This is a genomic window from Micromonospora sp. NPDC053740 (assembly GCF_040677775.1).
Taxonomy (GTDB): domain Bacteria; phylum Actinomycetota; class Actinomycetes; order Mycobacteriales; family Micromonosporaceae; genus Micromonospora; species Micromonospora alfalfae.
The window spans coordinates 194,563-217,734 of the sequence record NZ_JBFASO010000010.1; the positions used below are offsets into that span (position 1 = coordinate 194,563).

Consider the following 23,172-nt stretch of genomic DNA (forward strand, 5'->3'; position numbering starts at 1 on the left):
CATGGTTGACAGGAGAGCATTGTGCGGCCGGTCGCGCTGACAAAGGACTCCGGCGGCCGAAGCTGCTTGCACCGCCCGCACTTCTTGGACTCGTTCACGATCCCCACAACTACCGACTTGAGTGGCGGTCCCGACATCGGACCGCGTGGAGGGCTGACTACGAGCGGCCGTACGCGGCGCGGGCCTGGGCTACCTCGGCAGCCTCGCGTTCACGCCAGCGGCGCTGGGCCTCCCGGTTGCAACTGCGACAGACCCGGCGGTACCGGCCGGTGGCCGGGTCGAGTTCGCGGTCGTGGCCGTTGCGGCACTGTGCCAACTGGTTGCGGCTGCGGCAGGCGTCGGCCCGGCTGAGCTGGCGCAGATGTGTCGGCTCGATGCAGTCGGCGACACCGCAGGTCTGGTCGACGTCGAGGGCGGGGTCGTACCCGCCGACGAGGACGACGTACGCGGCGATGTGTGCCCACGCGCGACCGGCGACCTTTTGGTGCACCCCGCGTCGCCGCCCGTAACCTTCGATGACCAGGCAACCGTTCTCGGTGCGGTGTGAGCGCTCCAGCAGGTGGGCGCGCAGCGACTCCTCGGTGTGGTAGCGGGACAGACCCTTCACGGCCGAGAGCACGGTGTCACCGTACCCACGTCGCGCAGCCTCGTCGAACGACGGCGGACACGCCGACGCGCCTGCTCGGCGAATGGTCGCGCTCCGGCCGTGCTGTCCGCACCCGAAGCTGCCGTAGCCTCGCCGGGGTGGGTCTGCTGTTGGTGCTGCGCGCTCCGCAGCCGCGTCCGAAGAGCCTCCGTCGCGCGACCCGCGCGCAGCGGCGGGAACGCAAGCGCGCCGACGCCGACGAGTGGGCAGCGGCGCAGGAGCGCGGTTTGCTGCTCGACGTGCCGGTGGAGGAGTTGCTGCCGCTGCTGAACGCGGCCGGCGGTAACCGACTTCCGGTGTTGGGTCAGCTCCACCCGTGGTCGGACGGCGTACTCGTTCATGAGGATCTGCCGCAGCTCGCCGCTGACGTCGACCGTCTCGGGGCGGCGGCGGCTGACGACGCGGAACGTGGGCTGGTGGCGGCGCTGAAGGCGTTGTTGGCGCGGTGGCGTGACGAGCCTGGCCTGACGCTGCACTGGTATGGAGAGTGACGGAGATGCGAAAGGTCGCACAGAACGCGCCGGCGTCACCGACATCCGTCGGGGTCGGTGACGCCGACGACCGTCTCAGGTGCGGATGCGGTAGTGCAGGGACGCCACACCGTTGCTGAGTCGGCGGTTGCTCACTAGTTCCAGCCCAACCCGGGTGGCGCTGGGCAGCCCGGGCTTGCCTCCGCCGACGAGGATGGGGTGGATCAGCAGGTGGCACTCGTCGACCAGGCCGGCCTGGAATGCCTGCGCCGCGAGGTGTGCGCCGCCGATGATGAGGTCACTGGTGGCCGAGGTTTTCATGGCGCGTACCGAAGCGGGGTTGAAGCTCGTTTCGAGCCGGGTCCTGGCGGTGGAGGTCGCGTCCAGCGTGGTGGAGTAGACGACCTTGTCCGCTGTCTGCCAGACGTCGGCGAAGTCGGCGGTGAGCTTCGACTGTTCGGCCAGGGCGGGGTTGGTTTCCCAGAGGGACATCGACTCGTACAGGCGTCGGCCGTAGAGGTAGGTGCCGATGGGCCGGAGCAGGTCGGTCATGAACGCGAGGTACTCGTCGTCGGGTGGGGTCCAGTCGAATCTGCCGTGTTCGTCCTCGATGTAACCGTCGAGGGACACGTTGGTCACGTAGATCAGCTTGGCCATGGCGCTACACCTCGACGTCGACGGCGACGGGATGGGCATTCCGCAGTGTGGCGTCCAGTTTGGAGAAGGCTTCGTCCCAGCCCTGGTTGGCGGGGCCAGCCACCCGCCCCGGGAGCCACTGACGGATCTCGAGGCGCGTTCGTCCATCGGCCTCGTCGTGGAACTCGACCCGCATCCTTGTCTCGTGCGGCTCAATGCCCTCCGGCAGCTGCCCGGTGACGTGCGCGACGCCGTCGAGCAGTTCGCCGTCCACGACATCGGTGAGGTCGATGCGGACCTCGACTCGAAGGCCGGGTTGGGTTGGGAAGACCTCGGTCCAGCGCTGGTGGCCACCGGGCCGGATGTCGAACTCCATCTCGTCACGGGGCAGTGAGTTGCCGATCGGCCCCCACCATGCGGCCAGGTGGTCGGGGTCGGTGAAGGCGCGGTAGACCAGCTCCCGTGGCGCGTCCACCACGCGTGAGATGACGATTGGCGGTTTGTCGCTGTCCATCAATTCTCCTTGTCGTGAGCCTTGCTCGGGGATTCCCGGTCGGGAAACGCCGGGCCGTGGGTCGTTCGGTCCGTTGGGCGGTCGGCTGCCTGCACGGCCGCGAGGTGGGCGTCGAGGCGGGTGAGGGACGTGTCCCAGAACCGCCGGTAGCGCTCGATCCACTCGGCCGCTTCGCGCAGCGGGGCGGCCTCGATGCGACTCATCCGCAACTTCCCCGACCGGGTGCGTGAGATGAGCCCGGCGCGCTCAAGCGCCTTGAGGTGCCGCGACACCGCCGGCATCGAGATCGGGAGGGGTGCGGTGAGCTCGGTGACCGTGGCGTCGCGGTCGGCCAGCTCGGCGAGGATCGCCCGTCGAGTCGGGTCGGCGAGAGCCGAGAACACCGCGCTGAGTTGATCGCTGCCAGACACCAGAGCCTCCAGTCACTTAACCAACACGTTAAATGTAGTGCCGGATGGACGCGTGTCAACACGCCGAGACATCGGGCTTGGACCGTCGCGAGTACGGCGCATCGACCTGGCGCCCGGCGTCCGGTGGCGGTCATGGAGGGCGGCGAAGGTCACCGAGCTGGTCCGGGTCAAGCCGGCGGGCCCGGCGTAGACCATCGGGCAGTCACCGCCTACGCGCTTGCGCGCTAACCCCAGGGCGGCAGCCAGACCTCGATGTCGGGGGCCTGCACTCGCCGGGAGGCGAGGTAGTCGCGCAGTGCCCGCAGCCCGGGATGCGGGTTGTCGTCGCGCCAGATGAGTGACATGGGGTAGATCGGCGCCGGGTCGCGCACTGGTACGCGGCGCAGGTCGTAGCTGTCCGGCCACAGGTACCTGGTGCGTTCCCCGGCGAGGGTCGCCAGCTCCGCGGAGTCGGCGATCTCGGCCAGCAGGGCCTCGTTGCCGAAGACCGGCCCGACCAGATCGATGGTGAGACCGAAGGCGGCGGCCAGTTCGTCGTAGTAGGCGGCCCATTCGGTGCCGGGGGCCATGCCGGGCATCCAGATCCGGTGCTCGGCGAGTTGTGTGGGCGTGACGGTGCGGGCGTTGGCGAGCGCGTGGCGGGGGCCGACGAGCAGTTCGTGGTGCTCGTCGATCACGCGGGTGGTTCTGATCGCGGCGGGAAGGTGACGCGCGGCGACGGTGACGGCGTGGAAGGTGGCGTCGACAGTCCCCGCCTCGACGGCGGCCATCGCGGCGTGGACGTCGGCGTCGAGGGTGACGACGTCCAGCTCGATGCGGGGATGTGCGCGGTGGAAGTCCTGCAACAGCACCGCTGGTGCGATCCGTCGGCTGTGCACGTCGACGCGCAGTGCCCGCCGGCCGGGGCGTACGGAGGCGTCGGCGCGCGCCTCGGCTCGCAGCAGTTCACGGGCGTGCGGCAGGAAGGTCTGGCCGTCGACGGTGAGGTGGGTGCCGCGCGCCGTGCGGGTGAACAGCCGTACCCCGAGGTCCTTCTCCAGAGCGGCGATGCGCTTGGAGACGGCCTGCTGGGTGATCGACAGCGCGGCGGCGGCGTCCTGGAACTGGCCGGCGTCGACGGCGGCGACGAAGGTGCGGACGGCGTCGAGATTCACCTGACAAACCCTACTGACACAACCTTGGGTTGTGCCGCGCCGCTCATCCGGTTGTTTGATCCATGGTCGCCGGCCTTGCTTTGATCCTGACGGTCAACGCTGAGTTGTTGGGAGCGGGAGGAGTGGGCTTGTCGACGAGACGATCCCTGGGGCGGCGGTTCGGCTGGTTGTGGGCGTCGTACGCGGTCAGCGCCTACGGTTCCGGGCTGGGCTTCGGGGCGTTGCCGTTGATCGCCGTGCTGGTGTTGCAGGCCAGCCCCGCCCAGGTGTCAGTGTTGGCCGCGCTGGGGCCGGCGGTGGGCGCGCTGCTCGCGTTGCCGCTCGGGCCGTGGGTGGAGTTCCACCGCAAGCGGCGGGTGATGATCGCGATGGACCTGGCCCGGTTCGCGGCCCTGCTGACGATCCCCATCGCGTACGCGATGGGCCGGCTCAGCTTCGGGCAGTTGCTTGTCGTCTCGGCCGTGGTCGCCACCGCCAAGATCGCCTTCAACGCCGCCAGCGGCGCCTTCCTCAAGGCCCTCGTGCGGCCGGACGACCTGCTGGCGGCGAACGCGCGGTTCGAGTCGACCACCTGGAGCTCGATCGCGCTCGGGCCACCGCTGGGCGGCGCGGCGGTCGGCTTGTTCGGGCCGGTGGTCACCGTCGTGGCCGATGCGCTCAGCTATCTGCTCTCCGCGCTGGGCCTCACCGCCATTCGCGACCCCGAAGACCACCCCCGGCGCACCGTCGCAGGCCGGGTACGGGCCGGTGAGCTGCTCGACGGCTGGCGGCACCTGCTGACCCACCCCGGCCTGCGGGCGCTCTACCTCAACCAGTTGCTGGTCGCCGGGCTGATCATGGCAACCGAGCCGCTGCTGGCCGTGCTCCTGCTCGGCGAGTTGGGCTTTCCACCCTGGCAGTACGGCCTCGCCTTCGCCGTGCCCTGCGTCGGTGGCCTCATCGGGTCCCGCCTGGCCCGTCGGGTGGTGGCACGCTACGGCCAACATCGGATCATCCGCACCGTGGGCACGCTGCGCGCGATCTGGCTGATCGGCCTCGCCTTCGTCCAGCCCGGCGTCGTCGGTCTCGCCACTGTGATCACCGTCGAGTTCGCGATCATCATCAGCATGAGCCTGTACAACCCGGTGCTCGCCACCTACCGCCTTCAACAGACTCCGAAGGATCGCATCGTCCGTACCCTGTCGGCCTGGTCGATCGGCAGCAGCGCGACCATCGCCACCCTCAGCGCGCTCGGCGGGCTGCTCGCGCAGGCCACCAGCCCCCGCACGGCGATCATGGTCGCCGGGCTGGTGATCCTCGCGAGCCCGCTGCTGCTGCCCCGGCGCCCGGACCCCGATCGGCCGGCACCGCAGCCCCCCGCTCGGGTCTCTACGATCGCGTGATGTTCCAGCCGACCTACCCGATCCGCACCGCACGGCTCGTCCTGCGCCCGGTCACGGTCGACGACCTCGACGACGTGTACGCGTTTCAGCGCCGACCCGACGTGGTGCGCTGGATGCTCGGGGCGGAGCCGCGTACCCGTGAACAGTCCCTGGCGTCGGTGCTCGCCATGGCGGGCGAGGACGCGTGGCACGCGGAGGGTGACTGCCTGACGGTGGCCGCGGTCACCGACGCCGGGGTGATCGGACTCGTGGAGCTGGTGTGGCGCAGCCAGCTCGACCGTACCGCCGAACTCGGGTTCGTCTTCCACCCCGACCACGGCGGTCGCGGGTTGGCCACCGAGGCCGCCACAGCGTTGCTGGCCTGGGGGTTTACCGAGTTCGGGCTGCACCGGGTCTACGGTCGGTGCCACGCCCGCAACGCCGCGTCGGCCCGGATGATTGCGCGACTCGGCATGCGGCAGGAGGCCCGCCATGTCGAGAGTTACCTGTTCCGGGGGGAGTGGGCCGACCGGCTCGTCTTCGCGATCCTCGCGCACGAGTGGCGGGCCGCGACTGGCACGTCACAGGGTGGGACACGCCGGTAATCGGCCTTGCCCCGTACCCGCGCGTCGCGGCGGCGGTCGATCGCCGCCGCGAGACGCGGGGTGTGTGCCTGTTCAGACCTGGCGGCCGAGCCACTCCCGATAGGCGGTGGGGGCGATGACGGCGTCGTCGCCTGCGATGAGGACATCGCCGGACATGGCGGCGAACATGCCGGCGGTGTTGTCGGTGGTGACGGTGCGCTGGTCACCGCGGGCGGCGAGCGTGATCCGCCCCAGCTCGTCGAGGGCGAAGACGTCGGGCCCGGCGACGTTGCGGATGCCCCGCAGCGGCGCGCCCATGCTGACCTCGGCGACGGCCTGCGCCACGTCGGCGGCGGCCATCGGCTGCACCGGCGTGCTGGGCAGGCGGACTGTGGTGTCGTCAGCCGTCCAGGACAGGATCGACTCGACGAACTCGAAGAACTGGGTGGCGCGGACGATCGAGTACGGAATCGGACCGGCCGTGAGGATCTCCTCCTGGAGGCTCTTGGCGCGGTAGTAGTCCAGGTCGGGCACCTGGTCGACGCCGACGATGGAGAGGATCACCGCGTGGCCGACGCCGGCGTGAGCGGCTGCGGCCAGCAGGTTGTCCATGGTCGTCTGGAAGAAGGCGGGCGAGGCCTCGTCGAAGGTCGGCGAGTTCGTCAGGTTGACGACGACCTGGGCGCCTGCGAGCCCGTCGGACAGGCCCTGCCCGGTGAGCAGGTCCACCCCGGTGGACGGCGAGAGCGGCACCGCCTCGTGCCCCGCGGCCTTCAGGATCTTGACGACCTGCGACCCGATGAGGCCGGTCCCGCCCAGTACGGCGATCTTCATGCCTGTGCACCTTCCCGTGAGTGTGGTCCGACCGCTGAGGTTCAGCCGATACTCGGACCTCTCTTGTCCGAGAACTATACTCGGACACAATGAGTCCGAGTAACGGGGTGACTAGGGTGACGTCATGAAGATGTCCGGCGGGGTCGAGTGGGCGCTGCACTGCTGCGTTGTGCTCACCGCCAGCCACACGCCCGTTCCGGCGGCCAAGCTCGCGGAACTGCACGACGTCTCCAGCAGCTACCTCGCCAAGCAGCTCCAGGCGCTCGCCCGCGCCGGCCTGATCCACTCGGTGCAGGGCAAGTCGGGCGGCTACGTACTGACCCGCGCGCCGGAGAGCATCACCCTGCTCGACGTGGTCCGGGCCGTCGACGGACCCGGCCCGACCTTCGTCTGCACCGAGATCCGCCAGCGCGGCCCGTTCGCGACGCCGGCCGACGCCTGCGCCACGCCGTGCCCGGTGGCCCGCGCCATGTGGGCGGCCGAGGACGCGTGGCGCCAGGCGCTCGCCGCGGTCACGATCGCCGATCTCGCCCGCGACGTCGACGCCACCTCCGGCCCCGAAGCCCTGGTCGGCATCCAGGCATGGCTGACCGGCGGGGCCAGCTGACACTGGCTGACCAGCCAAGCCGGTGGTGCGCTGTCAGCCGGTGTGGCGTACCTCGGTGTCCCAGATCTGGGCCCACGGACGCCGCAGCCCCCGGCACACGTGGATCGGGCCGCCGTTCTCGTCGTTCTCCACCTCGACCCGCTGGTCCACCCGCCCGGCGAGGGCGCACTGCTCGAACCAGGTGTTGAGCTGGTCGGGGCGCTCCCAGCCGACGGCGATGACCACGTCCGCGTCGGCGGGCGGCCGACCGAAGTCGACCATGCTGTTGTGCCCGGAGTACGCCCGCGGCAGACCACGGGCCGGCCCGTAGCGGGCCACAGCGCCGGCCTCGCCGTAGTTGCCGGTGAGAACGACCGCCCGCGAACGATCCTGCGGCGGCAGTCCCCGATGGACGGCGGCGAGGGAGTCGGCGAACTCCGGCCAACCGATCGTCTCGCCAGCGTCGTAGTTGACGTCGACCACGAAACCGGGCAACCGGTCGGCCGGCAGCACCGGCAGCAGCAGCACGACGTTGGGCAGCAGGAACGGCACCACGCCCAGCGTGAGCAGCCCCCGACGCCACCAGAGCGACCCGCGCGAGGCCCACGCCACGGCGACCAGCGCCCCGGCGGCGGTGAGGACCAGCAACAGTGGCGCGTCGTAGTAGCCCTTGCCGCCGACGATCAGCACGATGCCGACCACCACCAGCCAGGCCCAGCCCACCGCCCGGTAGGCGCGCCACGCCGGTCGACGTAGCAGCGCGACGAGGCCCGCGATCCAGATCGGTACGGCGTACGGGCTGATGATGACGAACTGGAGGGTCAGCGCGTCGAGCCGACCACTGTAGGAGCTGTCACCGTCGGAGATGGACGCGGCCACACCGAGCTGCGGAAAGCCGTGCGACGCCTGCCAGATCAGGTTCGGTGCGGCCAGCAGCACGGTGATCCCGGCGGCGGCGACCACCCACCTGTCGCGCAGCAGCCGGCGTGGCCCGGCGATGAGCACCCCGACGACAAGACCGACGGCCAGCAGCGCCGGCAGCAGCTTGCTGAGCATGCCCACACCGAGCGCCAGCCCGATGCCCAGAGCCCAGCGGCTGTCACCGGTGCGCAGCAACCGCACCGCACACCACGCCGCCACCAACCAGACCAGCAGGTCGATGGTGGTGGTGCTGAGCAGGTGACCACTGGCGAGCACGATCCCGGAGAGCGCGGCGAGCACCGCCGCGAAGAGCTGCCCGCCCCGGCCGGCGCCCAGCTCGCGGGCGATGGCGGCGACCAGCAGCACCGCGCCGCCGGCCAGCACCGCCGACGGGGTACGCAGCACCACCAGGTTGCCCGGGGCGATCGTGTCGAGCAGCCGGGCCAGCACCGGGACCAGGGGCCCCTGATCGACGTAGCCCCAGTCGAGGTGCCGACCGGCGAGCAGGAAGTACAGCTCGTCGCGGTGATAGCCGTAACGGCCCGCGAGCAGCAGCAGCGTCACGGTGGTGGCGGCGGCCACCAGCCATGGGCCACGGGTACGAACGCCGGGCTGCGGCGGTCGCCCCGACGGCGGCGACTGGGTCGGCCGCTCAGGTCGGTCGATATCGATCGCGGGCTCGCTCACCCGCTCATGATGACCCTCGCGGCGGCCGCGTGGGTGCCCCTACCAGCGTTCGGCACGGTCCCGAATGCAGGTGGTCGAGGCGGGTGCGAAGATCAGCTTTGTCACTCGGACCGAAAGGACGATATGCGCTATCGCACTCTGGGCAACACCGGCACCCTGGTGTCCACCCTGTGTCTGGGCACGATGACCTTCGGCGCGGAGACCGACGAGGCCGGCAGCTTCGCCCAACTGGACCGGTTCGTCGAGGCTGGCGGCACCTTCATCGACACCGCCGACGTCTACTCCACAGGTGTCTCCGAGGACATCATCGGACGCTGGCTGCGCAGCCGACCCGACCTGCGTGACCGCCTGGTGATCGCCACCAAGGGGCGGTTCCCGATGGGCCCGGGGACCAACGACGCCGGCCTGTCCCGGGTGCACCTCACCCGCGCCCTGGACGCCAGCCTGCGCCGGCTCGGCGTAGACGCCATCGACCTGTACCAGGCGCACGCCTGGGATCCGCTGACCCCGCTGCCCGAGACGCTGCGGTTCTTCGACGACGCGGTGAGCGCCGGCAAGATCCGCTACGCGGGGGTCAGCAACTTCACCGGCTGGCAGTTGCAGAAGGCCGCCCTGCTCACCCAGCACCTCAACCTCACCCCGATCGTGACCCTGCAACCCCAGTACAACCTGCTGGCCCGGGAGATCGAGTTCGAGTTGGTGCCGGTCTGCGAGAACGAGGGCATCGGCATCCTGCCCTGGTCACCGCTGGGCGGCGGGTGGCTGACGGGCAAGTACCAGCGCGACAGCACGCCCACCGGAGCGACCCGGCTCGGCGAGAACCCGCAGCGTGGCGTCGAGGCGTACGCGGGTCGCAACGCCGAGGAACGCACCTGGCGGGTGCTCGACGCGGTCCGCCAGATCGCCGGGGACCGCGAGGTGTCCATGTCGGCGGTGTCGCTGGCCTGGCTGGCGGCCCGGCCGGCGGTCACCTCGGTGATCCTCGGCGCGCGGACCACCGAGCAGCTCGACGACAACCTGACCGCCGCCGACCTGGTCCTCGACGCCGATCAGATGCGGCTGCTGGACGAGGCGAGCGCCCCGCTGGTGGGCGACTACCCGTACGGCGCGGCCGGGGTGCGCCAGCGCGCCCGTGACCTGCCGGCCGGGTCATGACCTCGTTCCCCAAGCCCACCGACCCGGCCGGCAGCCGCACCGAGGTCTTCCTGCGCTACCTGGACTACTTCCGCGAGTCCACCGTGGCCAAGGCGTCGGCGCTGGCCGAGCCGGAACTGCGGCGCAGCCGGCTGCCGTCCGGGTGGACGCCACTGGAACTGCTCACCCACCTGCGCCACGTCGAGCTGCGCTGGATCGAGTGGGGTTTCCAGGGCCGGGACGTCGCCGAGCCGTGGGGCGACCGCCGCGACGACCGCTGGTACGTCGCCCCCGACGAGACCCGCGCGGAACTCGTGGCGGCGCTGCGGGCGCAGGGCGCGCACACCACGGCCGTGGTGACGGCACACGACCTGGCCGAGGTCGGCGCGCCGGGCCCGCGGTGGAACGGCGCGGACCCGGCTTCGCTGGAGCGGGTGCTGTTCCACCTGGTGCAGGAGTACGCCCGCCACCTGGGCCACCTCGACGTGGTCGCCGAAATCGCGGGCGGCCCGACCGGCGAGTGAGACCGTCGGCTCGACGATGGTCTGATGTCGCTGCTCGGCGCTTCGTTCGTGAACGGGTGTGCGTGACTTCTGAGCCCGGGCCGAGCGGTTTGTCGGGCAGCGGCACCAGATCTTGGACAGTTTCCGTTACGTCCTAACGGAAACTGTCCAAGATCTGCACCGAGTAGCGGGACCGGTGTCGTCGTGCGGGCGGAGACAGTTGACGGTTGGACGGCCGCCAGCGGATGATCCAGCGATGTGTCGCTCGGGTCAGCGAGCCGGGACGCTGGATCTGACGGGCGACATGATCGCCGTCATGCGGTGGCTTCAGGAGAGCGGATTCCATGAAGTTTCTTCTCACGTCGTCGGGCATCTGCAACCCGAGCATCGCCGACGCGCTCGTCGACCTGCTGGGCAAGCCGATCGCCGAGGCCACGGCCCTGTTCATCCCCACCGCTGTCTACCCCTTCCCCGGCGGCGCCGGGAGAGCCTGGAAGGCGATCCACGGCCATGACTCGATCCCGCTGACGCAGCTCGGTTGGAAATCCCTGGGGATCTTGGAGCTCACCGCGCTGCCGACCATTCGAGAAGAGAACTGGGTCCCCGCGGTCCGGGAGGCCGATGCCCTCCTCGTCTGGGGCGGCGATGTGCTGTACCTGACCCACTGGCTGCGCCAGTCGGGCCTGGCTGACCTCCTGCCGTCGCTCAGTGACACGGTCTATGTGGGGGTCAGCGCCGGCAGCATCGCCGTCACCCCGTACAACTGCGACGCCGAATTCGACAGTCAGTTCGTCCCGGACGGCAGCGACATGGCGCAGGGCGCCGACCGGGCGCTGGGGCTGGTGGATTTCACGCTCTACCCCCACCTCAACCATCCGGACATGGAGGACACCGAGCTGTCCACCATCCAGAAGTGGGCGTCCGGAATCCCGGTCCCGACCTACGCCATCGACGACAACACCGCCATCACGGTGGTCGATGGCACCGTTGACGTCATCTCCGAAGGCGACTGGAAACTGATCAACCCCTGACCGGGGGTGGTCTCCGAACTCGCCGGCAGCCCGCCCGGAGAGTGAGGCCGCCGGCTCGATAATGGGCGAATGCCGCTGCTCGTCGCACCCGCCCTGCCCGCCGGTAGCCTCGCCGCCCAGGAGCAACCCCACCTTCCGGTACGCCCCGGCCTGGCGCTGCGGCCGTGGCGTGACCACGACGCTCCGGCCGTCCGGGCTGCCTTCGACTGTCCGGTGATCCAGCGATGGCACGTGCGCCGCATCGACAGCGACGACGAGGCGCGATCGTGGACAGCGCAGTGGGCCGGCCCTTGGCGCGACGAGAGCGCCGCCAGTTGGGCGGTCGTCGACGCCGACGACCGGCCCGTCGGTCAGGTGGGGTTGCGCGACGTGCTGCTGACCGAGGCGTCGGCGCAGGTGTCGTACTGGGTGGTGCCCGCCGCGCGCGGTCGGGGCATCGCCACCGGGGCGCTGCTCGCCATGACCCGGTGGGCCTTCACCAGCGGCGGGTTTCACCGGCTGGCGCTGGAGCACTCGACCGGCAACGCGGCGTCCTGCCGGGTGGCCGCGCGCACCGGGTTCACCGAGGAGGGCGTGGCGCGCGGGTCGGTGCGTCACGCCGACGGCTGGCACGACATGCACCGGCACGCGCGGTTGGTGACCTCGATGGCATCAGGAGCCGACCGGGACGGTGGTGGTGGTTTCCGTGGGTGTCGGTGACCCTGACCTCGGTGGCGGTCGCGGGCAGGAGCGCCGACCGTCAGTAGGGGCAGGTGCGCTTGTCGCGCACCATCTGCGCGTACTCGGCACCGGTGATGCGCAGCCGATCGGTAGTGCTGCCGTCCTTGGCCCGACAGCCGTTGAGCGGGTTGAGGTAGATCGAGGCGTAGGCCGCGTCGTCCGCGCGCCCGGTCACCTCGAACGGCTTGTCGCCGGGCGCCGACACCACCATCGTCTGACGTCGTCCGTCGGCGAGGTAGTCCAGCTCCAGTCGCCATCGGCAGTGCTGCTTGGCGCTGAGGGCTCGTACCTGGATGACGTTCTTCTCCCCCCTGGGCAAGGTGATCTTGTTCGTGGCGAAGAACGGGGCACCGGCATCCTCGCCACCCGGATCCTCGATGAGCATCCGGGGATTCGCTTGATCCACGTGTGTCACCAGGACGAGCTTCTCGGAGGCGCCCTGGGATTCGTTGGGATCCCGGACCCCGGTGAGCGGGGGGCGGCAGGGTTCGACGAGGACGGGCCGGAGGTCGACGGCCTCCACTGCCTCGTCCCGGGTGCCGACGAGGGTGATCTCCCAGGTGCTCCGTCCGATGTCGACCGCGCCGGCCTCGACGGTCGGATCGGCCGGCCGCTCGGCGTCCAGACGAGCCAGGTCGGCGCCGGCGGGGTAGACGTAGTCGAGCGCACCCTCGTCCGGGTAGGGGACGTGCTTGACGTCCAGGACGACGAGTGGCCCCCGGCCGGCCAGCTCCTCGGCCAGCTCGTTCGCGGGCTTCCACTGGTTGAACATGCCGAGGAGAACGGCACCGAGCCAGGCGCCGACGGCACCGACCACGATCGTCAGCAGCCAGGTGACGGGGCGTTTCCACCAGGCGACGGGTGCCGGCGCGGGAGCCCTACGGCGACGCGGACGCTTGTTACGTGGACTCATGGACCGGAGTCTCCTGCATTTCGGTGGACGTACCAGTAGATGTGTCGGTGTCGAGGAGCCGGCGGGCCAGCAGCACGGGCAGCGCCACGAGCCAACCCCACGCCGCGCCGAAGCGCAGTGCGGCGGTCAGTTGGAGGCCCAGGGACTCCCACGGCGCGCAGCCGGTCGGGGAGTCCGACACCGCGCAGTCGACCAGGACGTCGGACGTCGCGATCAGCGCGGACGCCGCGATCGTGGCACCCCAGCAGACGACGACGAGCCCGAGGCGATGCCCGGAGTTCGGCAGGCCGGCGAGCAGCACCCAGAGCAGGAGCCAGAGCACCAACAGCAGGGCGACGGCGAGCACCGACCTGTGTATCCACTCGTCCAACGACAGGGAGTTCGGCTCGATCTCGTGAGTCAGTCGGTACTCCACGTCATCGTGTGCGCGTGGCGGCGGGGACAGGGCGGGGCGGTACAGGAACACCCTGAGCAGCGCCACGAATCCTCTCCCGGTGTAGCTGTCCCAGACCGCCTGGGTGCCGTTGACCAGCATGAGCACCAGCACCGGAAGGACACCGGACAGGGCAAGGTTCGCGCTGCGTCCCCGCACGTCGCCGATCAGCGGAACCCAGCCCGCCGGATCGGCGTCGTCAAGCGATTCCTGAGCCTCGTCGTCGACCGCGTCCTGAGCCTCGTCGTCGCCCTCGTCGGTGTCCTCGTGCAGCTTGTCCAGCAGCAGTCTCGCCAGGCTGGAGCAACCCACAAGGGATGCGTTCATGCCCGCGAACAGGCAGCCGAAGAAGAGGGCGTCGGACGTCCAGCCCGTCAGCGTCAGGTGCGCGCTGGCGAGAAGCGTGGAGTGGTCCAGTGCCTCGTTGGCGTACCAGCCGGTGGGGGCGGAGTGGACACGGAACACCAAGGTGGCCCACCACAGCAGGTCCCCGACCGCCGTGGCGGTGAGGGCGGCGGCCGCGCCGGTCATCGCCGCGACGAAGGGATGCGTCCGTCGGGTGACCAGGCCGCAGGCCAGGTACGTCGAAACCCCGATCAGCAGGATCACGGCCCAACGGATCAGCGGCGTCACCGCGTCCATCATGGGAGCGGTCGTGGGGTCGAGGGGGGCGAAGAAGACGTACCCCTTCGCGACGAGGGTCGGGAAGTCAACGGCGGTCCGCGTGAAGGTGATCGGCCCCGTCATCGAGCGGACCTTGAGGGTGACGCTCAGGTAGATCAGGGTGGCGGCCACCGCGGCGAGCACGGCCACGGCGATCCTGAACGGGCGGCTCATCTGGCCGGCCTCATCCCGGGGCGGGTCGTCACGCCGTCAGTCTCCCGCATCGCGCTGCCTCGCACAGACCCGTGCGTGCCCCGCTCGGCGGTGGCTGAGGCCGGGTCAGCGGATTTCCGCCCAGCCGACGAAACGCGGCGTCAGGTCGGGCAGCGTGACGTCCGGGTTGAGCTTGGTGAGATCGGCGGTGGCTTCCTCCTGGACCTTCGCCAGGTGGATCAACAGGCCCGGTCGGTCCTCGCGATACTCGCCGAGCAGGCGTAGCTTCGCGGCCGAGCACGGCCAGAGGATGCCGCAGACCGGGCAGCGCCAGGACGGCCGCAGCGGCGTGTGCTTCGGTCGCTCGTGCATCAGCCGACCCCCACTGTCACGCAGCGCCGGGCCGGTGTGGACGGATCGGCGTGGACCTGCACACCGTGGCGCATCACGAACAGCTCGCGCCGTGCGACCGCTTCGCCTTTCCTGCTCAGCTCGTACGCGTCGAGCCAGAGCCAACCGTCGTAGGTGTACCGGTCGGGCAGTTCGCGGATGACCCGCACGACGATCGGTTTGCTGAATTGGACGCTCGCGGCGGTGGTCAACAGGACCACGTCGCCGGCTCTGAGAGCACCCCGTACCTCGTTTCGCACAGCTTCTCCTTCTCGTTGCAGCACCGTCTACACCGCACTTTGCCGGGAGTTGCTGGACAAACACACAGCGTTACGTAACCTCTTCATCGCAGCGGATTTGTTCCAGGGGAGGGACGGCATGAACCACGCCTTTGTCGCAGCGCTGGCCGCGGCGGGTCACACCGCCGAGAGCCTGGCCGGTCAGCTCGGCGTGCACCCGAAGACCGTCGCCAGGTGGGCAAACCCGGGGCACATTCCCCAGAGCCGACACCGTGCGACAGTGGCGGGGCTGCTGGCAAAGGACGCCGACGCGCTGTGGCCGGACGTGGTCCGTCGGCGCGAGCCGGTGTGGTTCCGGCCGTGGGTCGACCTGGAACGCGAGGCAGTGACGCTGCGGTCGTTCGAGCTGACGTGGGTGCCCGGGCTGCTGCAGACCGAGGCGTACGCCCGGGCGACCCTGGCCGGTGGGGTGCTGACACCGGAGGCGGTCGCCGAGTTCGCCGAGGCGCGCATCCACCGGCAGGCGATCCTCGGCCGCAGCGGCGGACCGTTGCTGATCGCCGTGCTCGACGAGGGGGTGCTGCGGCGGCGCGTCGGCGACGACCGCGCGTTGATGGCGACGCAACTGGCGCGCCTGCTCGCGCACGCCGAGACGGGCACCATCCAGCTCCACATCATTCCGGCGGACGCGCCCAGCTATCCGGGGCTCGACGGACCCTTCACCATCGCCGACATGCCGGACGGGTCGCGGGTCGCGCACGTCGACAGCGCGGCACGGGCGCAGATCCTCGACCAAACGTCGGATCTTGTTAGCCTGGAGCGGCGGTGGGAACGTATTCGCGGCGAGGCCCTGCCCCGAGGGCGTTCGTTGGAACTTCTCAGAGAAGCGGCAGCATCATGGACATGACCGGTGCGCAGTGGCGGAAGAGCACGAAGAGCGGCGGCAACGGTGGCAACTGTGTCGAGGTTGCCGACAACCTTCCGGGCGTGGTCCTGGTTCGCGACACGAAGGACCGCGACGGCGGCACGCTGACCTTCAGCCCGCAGTCGTGGCGTGGCTTCGTCGCGATGACCCGCGACGCCGGCTGACCGACCACATCGGACGGAGGCTCCCGGCCATGCCGGGAGCCTCCGTCGTGGGTGGGCGGGACGTCGGCGTCGCGCACCGACGATCGATGGGATCAACGAACAACGGTGGTTCGGCCGGTTGCGGTTGCGGGGTTGCCGGCCAGGTGAGTCGGCGTACGCCCGGAACGAGCGCGGTGCCGGCGCAGGAGGCGAGGACCAGCAGGCCCGCGACGGCCAGCGGGACGGGTGCGCCGAACGCGTCGGCGGCCAACGGCGCCAGCGCGTAGCCCAGCGGCATGGCGCCCAGCGAGACCAGCCAGTCGTACGAGGTCACCCGGGCCAGCACCTCTGGCGGGAAGTGGTGCTGCACGACGGTCTCCCACACCGGGTTGAGGTAGCCGAGGGCGGTCAGCGCCACCGCGTAGGCGACGATCACCGCGGGGGCGGGCGCGGCGACGGCGAGCAGGAACAGTGGCGCGGCGTAGCAGGCCAGCCCGAGGTTGGCCAGCAGCACCGGCCGGTGCAGCCGGACCCGCCCGGCCAGCAGCGAGCCGGTGAGCATCCCGATCGCGCCGGCCTGCAACAGCAGCACCCAGGTCGTCTCGCCACCCAGGCGGTCGATGGCGACGGCTGGCCCGAGGGTCATCAGCACGGCGGCGGCGCCGTTCCACACGCCGTGCCCGAGCAGGCTGGTCCAGAACCAGTCGCGGGCGCGTACCTCGCCGAAGCCGTGCCGCAGGTCGGCGAGGACGGAACGGCGGGGCACCGGCACGTGGCGGACCCGCACCAGCGCGAGGAGCGCGGCGCTGAGTGCGAACGACGCGCCGTCCAGGATGAACGCCCAGCCGGGTCCGGCGGCCCAGATCAGCGCGCCGGCCAGGGCCGGGCCGGCGAGGCGGCTGGTGTTGGCGGTGATTCCCATCAGGGCGTTGGCCCGCTGCCTGTTCGCCGATTCGACGGTGCCGGCGACCAGCGGAGACGCGGTCGGGATGGCGAACGCCGAGGCGGTGCCGCCGAGCGCGGACGCCACCACCACTGTGGTCAGTGACGGGTCGCCGCCGAGCAGCTCCACGCCGACCGCGAGCTGCGTGGCGCAGCGGACCAGGTCGGCCAGGAGGGCGACCCGGCGGGCGTCGAACCGGTCGGCCACCACCCCGCCGAACGGCAACAGGACCAGCCGGGGAATGACCGCCGCGGCGAGGACGACGGCCAGCGCGCCGGTGGAGCCGGTGGCTCGCAGCACTGCCAGTGCCAACGCGGCGGGCACCACCGCGTCGCCGAGGGCCGAGATGGTGCGACCCAGGAACAGCAGCCGGAAGGAGTGGTCGCGCAGTGGATGAGCCATTGCCACAACATACTTCGACATCAAATATTTCGGCAATGAATATTTCGACGCTGAGGTAAGCTGGCACGGTGACCACCACTCCGGACGCCGTCGACCGGCACATTGAGCGCTGGCTGCCCGTGGTGCCCGACCTCGACGCGGACGTCGAGGGGGCGGTGACCAGAATGATCCGACTGACCCGGCACCTGCGGGCCGTCAAGGAGCGCGTCCTGGTCGACCTCGACCTGCCGGCCCACGAGTACGACACCCTGCACGCCCTGGCCGGCCGCGGTGGCCGGGCCGCGCCCTCGGACCTCGCCGCGGACCTCACGATGGCCCCCGCCTCGATCACCGCGCGGGTGGACTCGCTGCTGCGGCGGGGCTTCGTTCACCGGATTCCGTCGACGGTCGACCGGCGACGCGTCGACGTGGAGCTCACCGAGGCGGGTCAGGCCGCGTGGCGCGGAGCGATGGAGGTCCAGGGCGCCGAGGAGCATCGCCTGCTCGGCGCGCTCACCGCTACCGAACGGCGACACCTCTCCGACCTGCTGCGCCGGGTGCTGCTCGTCGCCGAAAAGCCACAGAGCACGCCGCAGACCGACTGAGCGAGGCCGAAATCGCCTGGCGGCCCGCGTACCGCTGATGCAAGGGTGACCGGCGTGACTGCGCATGTGCTGGCCGGGGCCCTGGCCGACGACGGACGGCGACGGATCTTCGCGGCGATCGTGCTGGGTGCGACAACCGCGACCGAGGTCGCCGAGCGGACCGGCCTGCCGGCGCGGGTGGTGCTCACCGGGGTCCTTCCGGCTCACCGACGTGGGCCTCGTCACCGGCGCGGACGGCACGCTCGCGGCCGACGAGGCGTCGCTGCGGGCCACCGCGCGCGACGGCGGCCCGGCCGACGACGCCGAACCCGGCGTCGACCCGGTGCTGCGGACCTTCCTGCGCGCGGGCGTCCTGGTGAATCTTCCGGCGCAGCGCGGTCGACGGCGGGTCCTGCTGGCGCACATCGCCGAGCAGTCGTTCGAGCCGGGCACCCGCTATCCGGAGCGGGCCGTCGACGACGCGCTCAAGCCGTGGTGCGCCGCAGGCGGGTCGGATCACGCGACGCTGCGCCGGTATCTGATCGACGAGCAGTTGCTGACCCGCGAGCACGGCATCTACCAGCGGCTATGAATGTCCGCCGCGCGAACGGTCCGGTTGCGGAAGATCTTGCTAGCCTCGGCGCATGACCTCCTGCACGCCCTCCGATGGCCCGCCGGACCTGTTGTTCCTGCTCTCCTGGGCGAGTCACGCGTTGCAGACCGAGCACGCCGCCGGGCTGGCCGAGCTGGGCATCTCGCCGCGGGCGCACTACGTGCTGGCGCAGGCCCACACCGGTGAGCTGACCCAGCGGGAGATCGGCGAGCGGTGCGGTGTGGACAAGACCACGATGGTGGTGACGCTCGACCAGTTGGAGCGGGCCGGGTTGGCCGAGCGCCGTCCGGTGCCGACGGACCGACGGGCCCGGATGGTCGCTGTGACGCCGGCGGGGGAGCAGGTGCTGCGGCAGGCGCAGCAGGTGGTCCGGCGCATCCAGGACGACCTGCTGGCAACCCTGCCCGAGCAGGACCGGGAGGTGTTCCTGCGGGCTCTCCTCGGGCTGGTCAGCGGACCACTGGCCAACACCTCCCCGTACGCGCCGGGAGCCCGCTCCGGCTGTTAGTTCTGACAAAGATAGTTCCGAACAAGACTATCTGTTACGGTCGTACTCGTTCGTTTCCCCTGAACGAGGAGCCGTCATGAGCGCTGCCACCGTCACGACCCCCACCCCCTCGCCACTGCGCCGCCGCGCCCTCGGCGTCGCCGCCGCCGTCGTGGCCCCCCTGGCCGTCTGGGCGATCGGCGCGCTGGCCGGAGTCGACTACACGGTCGAGAGCCCGGGCCAGCCCGCCACTGTGATCGGGGCTGGCGCGATCGCCATGATCGCCCTGGGAGCCGCCCTGCTCGGCTGGGCGGCGCTGGCGTTGCTGGAACGGTTCGCCAGCCGGGTCGCGCGACCGGTCTGGATCTCGCTGGCGATCGTCGTGACGGTGCTGTCCTTCGTCCCCGTGCTCAGCGTCGAGGCCACCGGCGGCGCCAAGCTCGCCCTCGGCGCGACGCACGTGGCAGTGGCGGTCGCGTTGATCGCCCTGCTGCCCCGCCCCCGCCGGTAAGCGTCGCGACATCGCCGACGCCCGTCCGGCGGCACCCGGGACCGGCGAGCCGTCGACACCGGACGCGTGACCGGATAATGCCGTTGACCGGGCGGTGATGATCAACAGGTGACCATCACCGCCCGGCCCACCTGGACGACCAACACCAGCCGGCCCGACCACCCCGACGCCCTGCTGCTGCTGCGCGAGTACATGACCGAGATGGTGGTTCGCTACCACCGTCGCCCAGCCCTGCCCGGCGAGGTCGACGCGGCGCTGGTCGAGTTACCCAGCGACGACCTGACCGCGCCGAGCGGGCTGCTCCTGCTCGCCCACCACGGCACCGAACTGGCCGGCTGCGCCGGGCTGCGCTGGCAACCCGGCTGGGCCGAGCTGACCCGGGTGTTCATCCGCTCCGAGCACCGTGGCGCCGGTGGGGGCGCCGCGCTGCTGGCCGCCGTAGAGGAGCAGGCCCGCGCGGCCGGGGCGGGCCGGATCCGGCTCGACACCCGCCACGACCTGGTCGAGGCTCGCGCCCTGTACGCCCGGCACGGCTACGCCGAGATCCCGGCGTACTCGCGAGGCCCCTACGCCGACCACTGGTTCGAGAAGCAGTTGACGTCGGCGCATGGACGCGCTAAATAAGAAGTAGAAGTTGAGTCACCAAGGCTCAACTCATCACCTTCGGCCAGGAGAACCGAGGAGGCATGACGATGTTGATGCGTACCGACCCGTTCCGCGAGATCGACCGGCTCACCGAGCAGTTCTTCGGAACGGTGGCCCGTCCCGCGACGATGCACCTGGACGCCTACCGCGACGGCGACCACTTCTACGCGGCGTTCGACCTGCCCGGCGTCGATCCGGACACCATCGACTGCACCGTCGAGCGCAACGTGCTCACCGTCCGCGCCGAGCGTCGCCGGCCCGCCGGCGACGGCGTCGAACTGGTCGCCGCCGAGCGCCCGATGGGCACCTTCACCCGGCGGCTGTTCCTCGGCGACACGCTCGACACCGACAAGCTGGAGGCCGGCTACGAGAACGGGGTGCTGACGCTGCGCATCCCGGTCGCCGAGCGGGCCAAGCCCCGCCGGGTGACCGTCCAGGCCAACGGCGGCTCCCGCCGAGAGATCAACGCCTGATCCGACACGGTGACGGGTGGGACCGGCGCGCCTGCACGCCGATCCCACCCGAGGCTGAGAGCCTTTTTCACATGGTGTTCTCCGACGCTCCGGTGCTCGCCCGCCCGTCCGCGCCACCGGCGCTGCCGAGCGGGCCGGTCGAGGTCACCGAGGCGTGGCTGCGCAACCGGCGGCTGTCCGAGCACACCCGCGACGCCTACCGGCGTGACGTCACCGGCTGGCTGCGCTGGTGCGCCAGTCACGACCTCGACCCGCTGCGGGCGACGTTCCTGCACGTCAACGAGTACGCCCGAGCGTTGGAGAGCAGCGTCGGCGCGCGCAGTGGCCGCCCCCTGACCCCGGCGACAGTCGCGCGCCGACTCTCGGCGCTGTCCAGTTGGTACGACTTCCTGGTCAAACTGGGGGCAGTGCCGGCCAACCCGGTCTCCGGCGCGGACCGCCCCCGCGTCGACCGGGACCACTCCGCCACCGTCGGGCTCACCCCCGAGGAGGTGGACGCCCTACTCGGCGCGGCCGACGCGGACACCGGCGCGACCGCCGTACGTAACCGGGCGGCGCTCGCGCTCCTCGCCGACCTGGGTCTGCGGGTCGGCGAGCTGATCTCGCTGGACCTGACCGACCTCGGCACCGAACGCGGTCACCGCAGCGTGCGCTTCATCGGCAAGGGCGGCAAACAACGCCGCCGCGCCCTCACCCCCGGCACCGGGCACGCCCTGGACGCCTACCTGGCCCAGCGGGCCGCCGCCACCGGCGTGCCCGTGCCGCAGCTCACCGGCCCGCTGCTGGTCACCGCCAGCGGTGCCCGGCTGGACCGGCACTCGGTGTTCCGGATGGTCCGTCGGCTCGCCCGCGCCGCCGGCATCCCGGCCTGGGCGAAGCTGTCCCCGCACTCGCTGCGGCACGCCTTCGCCACCACGGCCCGCTCGGAGGGCGTGCCGTTGGAGGACGTGCAGGACGCCATGGGGCACGCCGACCCGCGCACCACCCGCCGCTACGACCGCGACCGGCACAACCTGGACCGAGACCCTGCCTACGCGGTGTGGGCGGCCCGGTCGCGCCGTCGCGGCTGAGCAGCCCGGGCGGCACTGCCGAGGCCGAGCGGCCCGGGCGGCACCGTCGCGGCCGAGCGGCCCGGGCGGCACCGTCGCGGCCGAGCGGCCCGGGGCGGCGTCAGCTCTGTGGGCGGGGGCAGATGCAGAACGGCTGCCCGATCGGGTCGAGAAGCACCACCCACCGCTCGCCGCCGGGCTGGAAGGCCGGCTTCGACGCCCCAGCGGCGACGAACTTCTCCTCCGCCGCCGCCAGGTCGTCGACGTAAAGGTCCAGGTGGTAGCGCTTGTCGCCGGTCTGGTCGGGCCAGGAGGGTGGTCGGTAACCCTCGACCAGCCCGAAGCCGATGGAGACGCCACCGGAGCTGATCATCGCGTACTCCGGTTGGCTGTGGGTGACCTCCCAGCCGAGCGCCTCGTGATAGAACGCGGCGTGGCCGGCGGGATCGGAACTGTCGAGGTTGACCATCGCGAGGTCGGCAGAAGCTGTCACGCCGGCAGTATGCCGCCGGGGCCCGACAACTCCGGCCCGTGACACTCGTCGGGGGCTGGTGTCGGGCCCCCGCCCTACGGTCGACGGATGAGACACGGTCTGGAGATTTCCTGCGGCGGGGCCTCGGTCGCGGTGTCCACCCTGGTCGAGCTGGCCGAGCGCGCCGGGTGGGACGGCGTGTTCCTGGAGGACTATCTGATCCACTATTCCGGCGACGAGCCGTTCACCTACGACCCGTGGCTGGTCCTCGCCGCGATCGCCGGGCGCACCGACCGGGTGCGACTGGGCACCACTGTCACCGCGCTGCCCCGGCGTCGCCCGGCGAAGTTGGCGCGGGAGGTCCTCACTCTCGACCACCTCAGCGCGGGCCGGGCCACAGTGGCGGTCGGTGTCGGCGACCCCGGCGACCGGGGCCTGGCCGCCTTCGGCGAGCAGACCGAGGTGTCCGTGCGGGCCGCGATGCTCGACGAGGGTCTCGACCTGCTGACCGGGCTGCTCAGCGGTGGGCGGGTCAGCCACCAGGGCACCCACTACCGCGCCGACGGGGTGTCGCTGCGGCCCGCGCCGGTGCAGTCGCCGCGGGTGCCCGTCTGGGTCGGCGGGAGCACCCAGGCCGGGGCGGTGCGCCGGAGGGCCGCCCGCGCCGACGGCATCGTGCCGTACAAGCTCACCGACACCGACGGGTGGTCCGACTTCACCCCCGACGAGGTACACGACCTGGCGGACGCCCTGCCACCGACGCGCGCCGACGGTCAGCCGTTCGACGTGGCGGTCGGCGGCCGGCGGCGCCGTTCCGACGAGCGCACCGAACGGGCCTACCTCGCTGAGCTGGCCGCCGCCGGCGCCACCTGGTGGCTGGAGTTCGTCCCGGCCGGCGACCCGGCGACGATGCGCGCAGCCGTTGCCCGAGGCCCCCTGCGCTGACCACGGGGGTCAGCTCGCG

Annotated in this window: 31 protein-coding genes; 18 read left to right on the forward strand and 13 right to left on the reverse strand. The window is 71.2% G+C overall.

The annotated features are described in order from the left end of the window. Positions 1–157 precede the first annotated feature (157 nt). Complete coding sequence (locus AB0K35_RS25375) at positions 158–619, reverse strand: HNH endonuclease (RefSeq protein ID WP_363888109.1); 462 nt, start codon at positions 617–619, stop codon at positions 158–160. 125 nt (positions 620–744) lie between these two features. On the opposite strand from AB0K35_RS25375, the gene AB0K35_RS25380 reads away from it, so the two are divergent. Beyond that, positions 745–1,137, forward strand: coding sequence for a hypothetical protein (locus tag AB0K35_RS25380; protein ID WP_363888111.1), 393 nt, complete (start codon positions 745–747; stop codon positions 1,135–1,137). A 75-nt stretch (positions 1,138–1,212) separates the two neighbouring features. Here the strand turns inward: AB0K35_RS25380 and AB0K35_RS25385 are convergent, their stop codons facing one another. The 4 genes from AB0K35_RS25385 to AB0K35_RS25400 all read right to left on the reverse strand — a co-directional run bounded on the left by AB0K35_RS25385 (position 1,213) and on the right by AB0K35_RS25400 (position 3,830). Next, entirely contained in the window at positions 1,213–1,773 is a 561-nt protein-coding gene (locus AB0K35_RS25385) for a dihydrofolate reductase family protein (protein ID WP_363888114.1), read from the reverse strand. 4 nt (positions 1,774–1,777) lie between these two features. After that, on the reverse strand, positions 1,778–2,266 hold the full coding sequence (locus AB0K35_RS25390; protein ID WP_357363456.1) for an SRPBCC domain-containing protein: 489 nt from the start codon (positions 2,264–2,266) through the stop codon (positions 1,778–1,780). After that, positions 2,266–2,676, reverse strand: coding sequence for a metalloregulator ArsR/SmtB family transcription factor (locus tag AB0K35_RS25395; RefSeq protein ID WP_363888117.1), 411 nt, complete (start codon positions 2,674–2,676; stop codon positions 2,266–2,268). The genes AB0K35_RS25390 and AB0K35_RS25395 overlap by 1 nt, the downstream gene beginning before the upstream one ends. Before the next feature lie 224 nt (positions 2,677–2,900). Further along, the gene (locus AB0K35_RS25400) at positions 2,901–3,830 is read right to left on the reverse strand and encodes a LysR family transcriptional regulator (protein ID WP_363888120.1); all 930 of its coding nucleotides are present in this window, start codon (positions 3,828–3,830) and stop codon (positions 2,901–2,903) included. Between the two features lie 128 nt (positions 3,831–3,958). Here AB0K35_RS25400 and AB0K35_RS25405 point away from each other — a divergent pair, with 128 nt between their 5' ends. Together AB0K35_RS25405 and AB0K35_RS25410 are read left to right on the forward strand one after the other, a co-directional pair. Next, entirely contained in the window at positions 3,959–5,212 is a 1,254-nt protein-coding gene (locus tag AB0K35_RS25405; RefSeq protein WP_363888122.1) for an MFS transporter, read from the forward strand. Beyond that, positions 5,212–5,796, forward strand: coding sequence for a GNAT family N-acetyltransferase (locus tag AB0K35_RS25410; RefSeq protein WP_363888125.1), 585 nt, complete (start codon positions 5,212–5,214; stop codon positions 5,794–5,796). Before AB0K35_RS25405 ends, AB0K35_RS25410 begins: the two co-directional genes overlap by 1 nt. Before the next feature lie 72 nt (positions 5,797–5,868). Here the strand turns inward: AB0K35_RS25410 and AB0K35_RS25415 are convergent, their stop codons facing one another. Continuing rightward, a complete protein-coding gene (locus tag AB0K35_RS25415) occupies positions 5,869–6,609 on the reverse strand; it encodes an SDR family oxidoreductase (protein ID WP_363888128.1) in 741 nt (246 codons plus the stop codon). 124 nt (positions 6,610–6,733) lie between these two features. Between AB0K35_RS25415 and AB0K35_RS25420 the strand changes: the two genes are divergently transcribed. Beyond that, positions 6,734–7,216, forward strand: a complete 483-nt coding sequence (locus tag AB0K35_RS25420) for an Rrf2 family transcriptional regulator (RefSeq protein WP_238669841.1) — start codon at positions 6,734–6,736, stop codon at positions 7,214–7,216. 33 nt (positions 7,217–7,249) lie between these two features. Here the strand turns inward: AB0K35_RS25420 and AB0K35_RS25425 are convergent, their stop codons facing one another. Next, positions 7,250–8,803, reverse strand: a complete 1,554-nt coding sequence (locus tag AB0K35_RS25425) for a glycosyltransferase family 39 protein (protein WP_363888131.1) — start codon at positions 8,801–8,803, stop codon at positions 7,250–7,252. Positions 8,804–8,926: 123 nt separating this feature from the next. Between AB0K35_RS25425 and AB0K35_RS25430 the strand changes: the two genes are divergently transcribed. The 4 genes from AB0K35_RS25430 (at position 8,927) to AB0K35_RS25445 (ending at position 12,170) form a co-directional block, all read left to right on the forward strand. After that, a complete protein-coding gene (locus tag AB0K35_RS25430) occupies positions 8,927–9,958 on the forward strand; it encodes an aldo/keto reductase (protein ID WP_357363441.1) in 1,032 nt (343 codons plus the stop codon). Continuing rightward, positions 9,955–10,461: a DUF664 domain-containing protein gene (locus AB0K35_RS25435; RefSeq protein ID WP_363888134.1), complete on the forward strand. Its 507-nt coding sequence runs from the start codon at positions 9,955–9,957 to the stop codon at positions 10,459–10,461. The genes AB0K35_RS25430 and AB0K35_RS25435 overlap by 4 nt, the downstream gene beginning before the upstream one ends. A gap of 323 nt (positions 10,462–10,784) precedes the next feature. Next, positions 10,785–11,471, forward strand: coding sequence for a Type 1 glutamine amidotransferase-like domain-containing protein (locus AB0K35_RS25440; RefSeq protein WP_357363439.1), 687 nt, complete (start codon positions 10,785–10,787; stop codon positions 11,469–11,471). Positions 11,472–11,540: 69 nt separating this feature from the next. Further along, positions 11,541–12,170, forward strand: a complete 630-nt coding sequence (locus tag AB0K35_RS25445; protein WP_238669836.1) for a GNAT family N-acetyltransferase — start codon at positions 11,541–11,543, stop codon at positions 12,168–12,170. A 40-nt stretch (positions 12,171–12,210) separates the two neighbouring features. Here the strand turns inward: AB0K35_RS25445 and AB0K35_RS25450 are convergent, their stop codons facing one another. The 4 genes from AB0K35_RS25450 to AB0K35_RS25465 form a co-directional block, all read right to left on the reverse strand. Continuing rightward, a complete protein-coding gene (locus tag AB0K35_RS25450) occupies positions 12,211–13,104 on the reverse strand; it encodes a hypothetical protein (protein WP_363888138.1) in 894 nt (297 codons plus the stop codon). Next, positions 13,091–14,374, reverse strand: coding sequence for a hypothetical protein (locus AB0K35_RS25455; RefSeq protein ID WP_363888141.1), 1,284 nt, complete (start codon positions 14,372–14,374; stop codon positions 13,091–13,093). Before AB0K35_RS25455 ends, AB0K35_RS25450 begins: the two co-directional genes overlap by 14 nt. 105 nt (positions 14,375–14,479) lie before the next feature. Beyond that, a complete protein-coding gene (locus AB0K35_RS25460) occupies positions 14,480–14,725 on the reverse strand; it encodes a flavin reductase (protein ID WP_238669833.1) in 246 nt (81 codons plus the stop codon). After that, entirely contained in the window at positions 14,725–15,003 is a 279-nt protein-coding gene (locus tag AB0K35_RS25465; protein ID WP_363888144.1) for a hypothetical protein, read from the reverse strand. Before AB0K35_RS25465 ends, AB0K35_RS25460 begins: the two co-directional genes overlap by 1 nt. A gap of 118 nt (positions 15,004–15,121) precedes the next feature. Between AB0K35_RS25465 and AB0K35_RS25470 the strand changes: the two genes are divergently transcribed. Both AB0K35_RS25470 and AB0K35_RS25475 read left to right on the forward strand, forming a co-directional pair. Further along, a complete protein-coding gene (locus AB0K35_RS25470; RefSeq protein WP_357363431.1) occupies positions 15,122–15,889 on the forward strand; it encodes a DUF5753 domain-containing protein in 768 nt (255 codons plus the stop codon). Next, a complete protein-coding gene (locus AB0K35_RS25475; RefSeq protein ID WP_357282505.1) occupies positions 15,880–16,071 on the forward strand; it encodes a DUF397 domain-containing protein in 192 nt (63 codons plus the stop codon). Before AB0K35_RS25470 ends, AB0K35_RS25475 begins: the two co-directional genes overlap by 10 nt. On the opposite strand, the gene AB0K35_RS25480 is transcribed toward AB0K35_RS25475, so the two are convergent. Further along, positions 16,019–17,395, reverse strand: a complete 1,377-nt coding sequence (locus AB0K35_RS25480) for an MFS transporter (protein WP_363888147.1) — start codon at positions 17,393–17,395, stop codon at positions 16,019–16,021. The genes AB0K35_RS25475 and AB0K35_RS25480 overlap by 53 nt on opposite strands. A gap of 68 nt (positions 17,396–17,463) precedes the next feature. Here AB0K35_RS25480 and AB0K35_RS25485 point away from each other — a divergent pair, with 68 nt between their 5' ends. The 7 genes from AB0K35_RS25485 (at position 17,464) to AB0K35_RS25515 (ending at position 21,757) form a co-directional block, all read left to right on the forward strand. After that, on the forward strand, positions 17,464–17,979 hold the full coding sequence (locus AB0K35_RS25485) for a MarR family transcriptional regulator (RefSeq protein WP_363888150.1): 516 nt from the start codon (positions 17,464–17,466) through the stop codon (positions 17,977–17,979). Between the two features lie 211 nt (positions 17,980–18,190). Continuing rightward, entirely contained in the window at positions 18,191–18,550 is a 360-nt protein-coding gene (locus AB0K35_RS25490; RefSeq protein WP_363888153.1) for a DUF2087 domain-containing protein, read from the forward strand. Between the two features lie 52 nt (positions 18,551–18,602). Further along, complete coding sequence (locus AB0K35_RS25495) at positions 18,603–19,079, forward strand: MarR family transcriptional regulator (RefSeq protein WP_238669826.1); 477 nt, start codon at positions 18,603–18,605, stop codon at positions 19,077–19,079. Between the two features lie 76 nt (positions 19,080–19,155). Further along, entirely contained in the window at positions 19,156–19,569 is a 414-nt protein-coding gene (locus tag AB0K35_RS25500; protein WP_238669825.1) for a DUF6069 family protein, read from the forward strand. 108 nt (positions 19,570–19,677) lie between these two features. After that, positions 19,678–20,193 (forward strand): GNAT family N-acetyltransferase, encoded by a 516-nt coding sequence (locus tag AB0K35_RS25505; RefSeq protein WP_363888157.1) that lies wholly within the window; start codon positions 19,678–19,680, stop codon positions 20,191–20,193. Between the two features lie 68 nt (positions 20,194–20,261). Further along, a complete protein-coding gene (locus AB0K35_RS25510; protein WP_238669874.1) occupies positions 20,262–20,687 on the forward strand; it encodes an Hsp20/alpha crystallin family protein in 426 nt (141 codons plus the stop codon). Positions 20,688–20,758: 71 nt separating this feature from the next. Next, entirely contained in the window at positions 20,759–21,757 is a 999-nt protein-coding gene (locus AB0K35_RS25515; protein ID WP_238669823.1) for a tyrosine-type recombinase/integrase, read from the forward strand. A gap of 100 nt (positions 21,758–21,857) precedes the next feature. On the opposite strand, the gene AB0K35_RS25520 is transcribed toward AB0K35_RS25515, so the two are convergent. After that, positions 21,858–22,229 (reverse strand): VOC family protein, encoded by a 372-nt coding sequence (locus AB0K35_RS25520; protein WP_145788419.1) that lies wholly within the window; start codon positions 22,227–22,229, stop codon positions 21,858–21,860. A gap of 87 nt (positions 22,230–22,316) precedes the next feature. On the opposite strand from AB0K35_RS25520, the gene AB0K35_RS25525 reads away from it, so the two are divergent. Beyond that, entirely contained in the window at positions 22,317–23,153 is an 837-nt protein-coding gene (locus AB0K35_RS25525) for an LLM class flavin-dependent oxidoreductase (protein ID WP_363888160.1), read from the forward strand. The last annotated feature ends 19 nt before the right edge of the window (positions 23,154–23,172 follow it).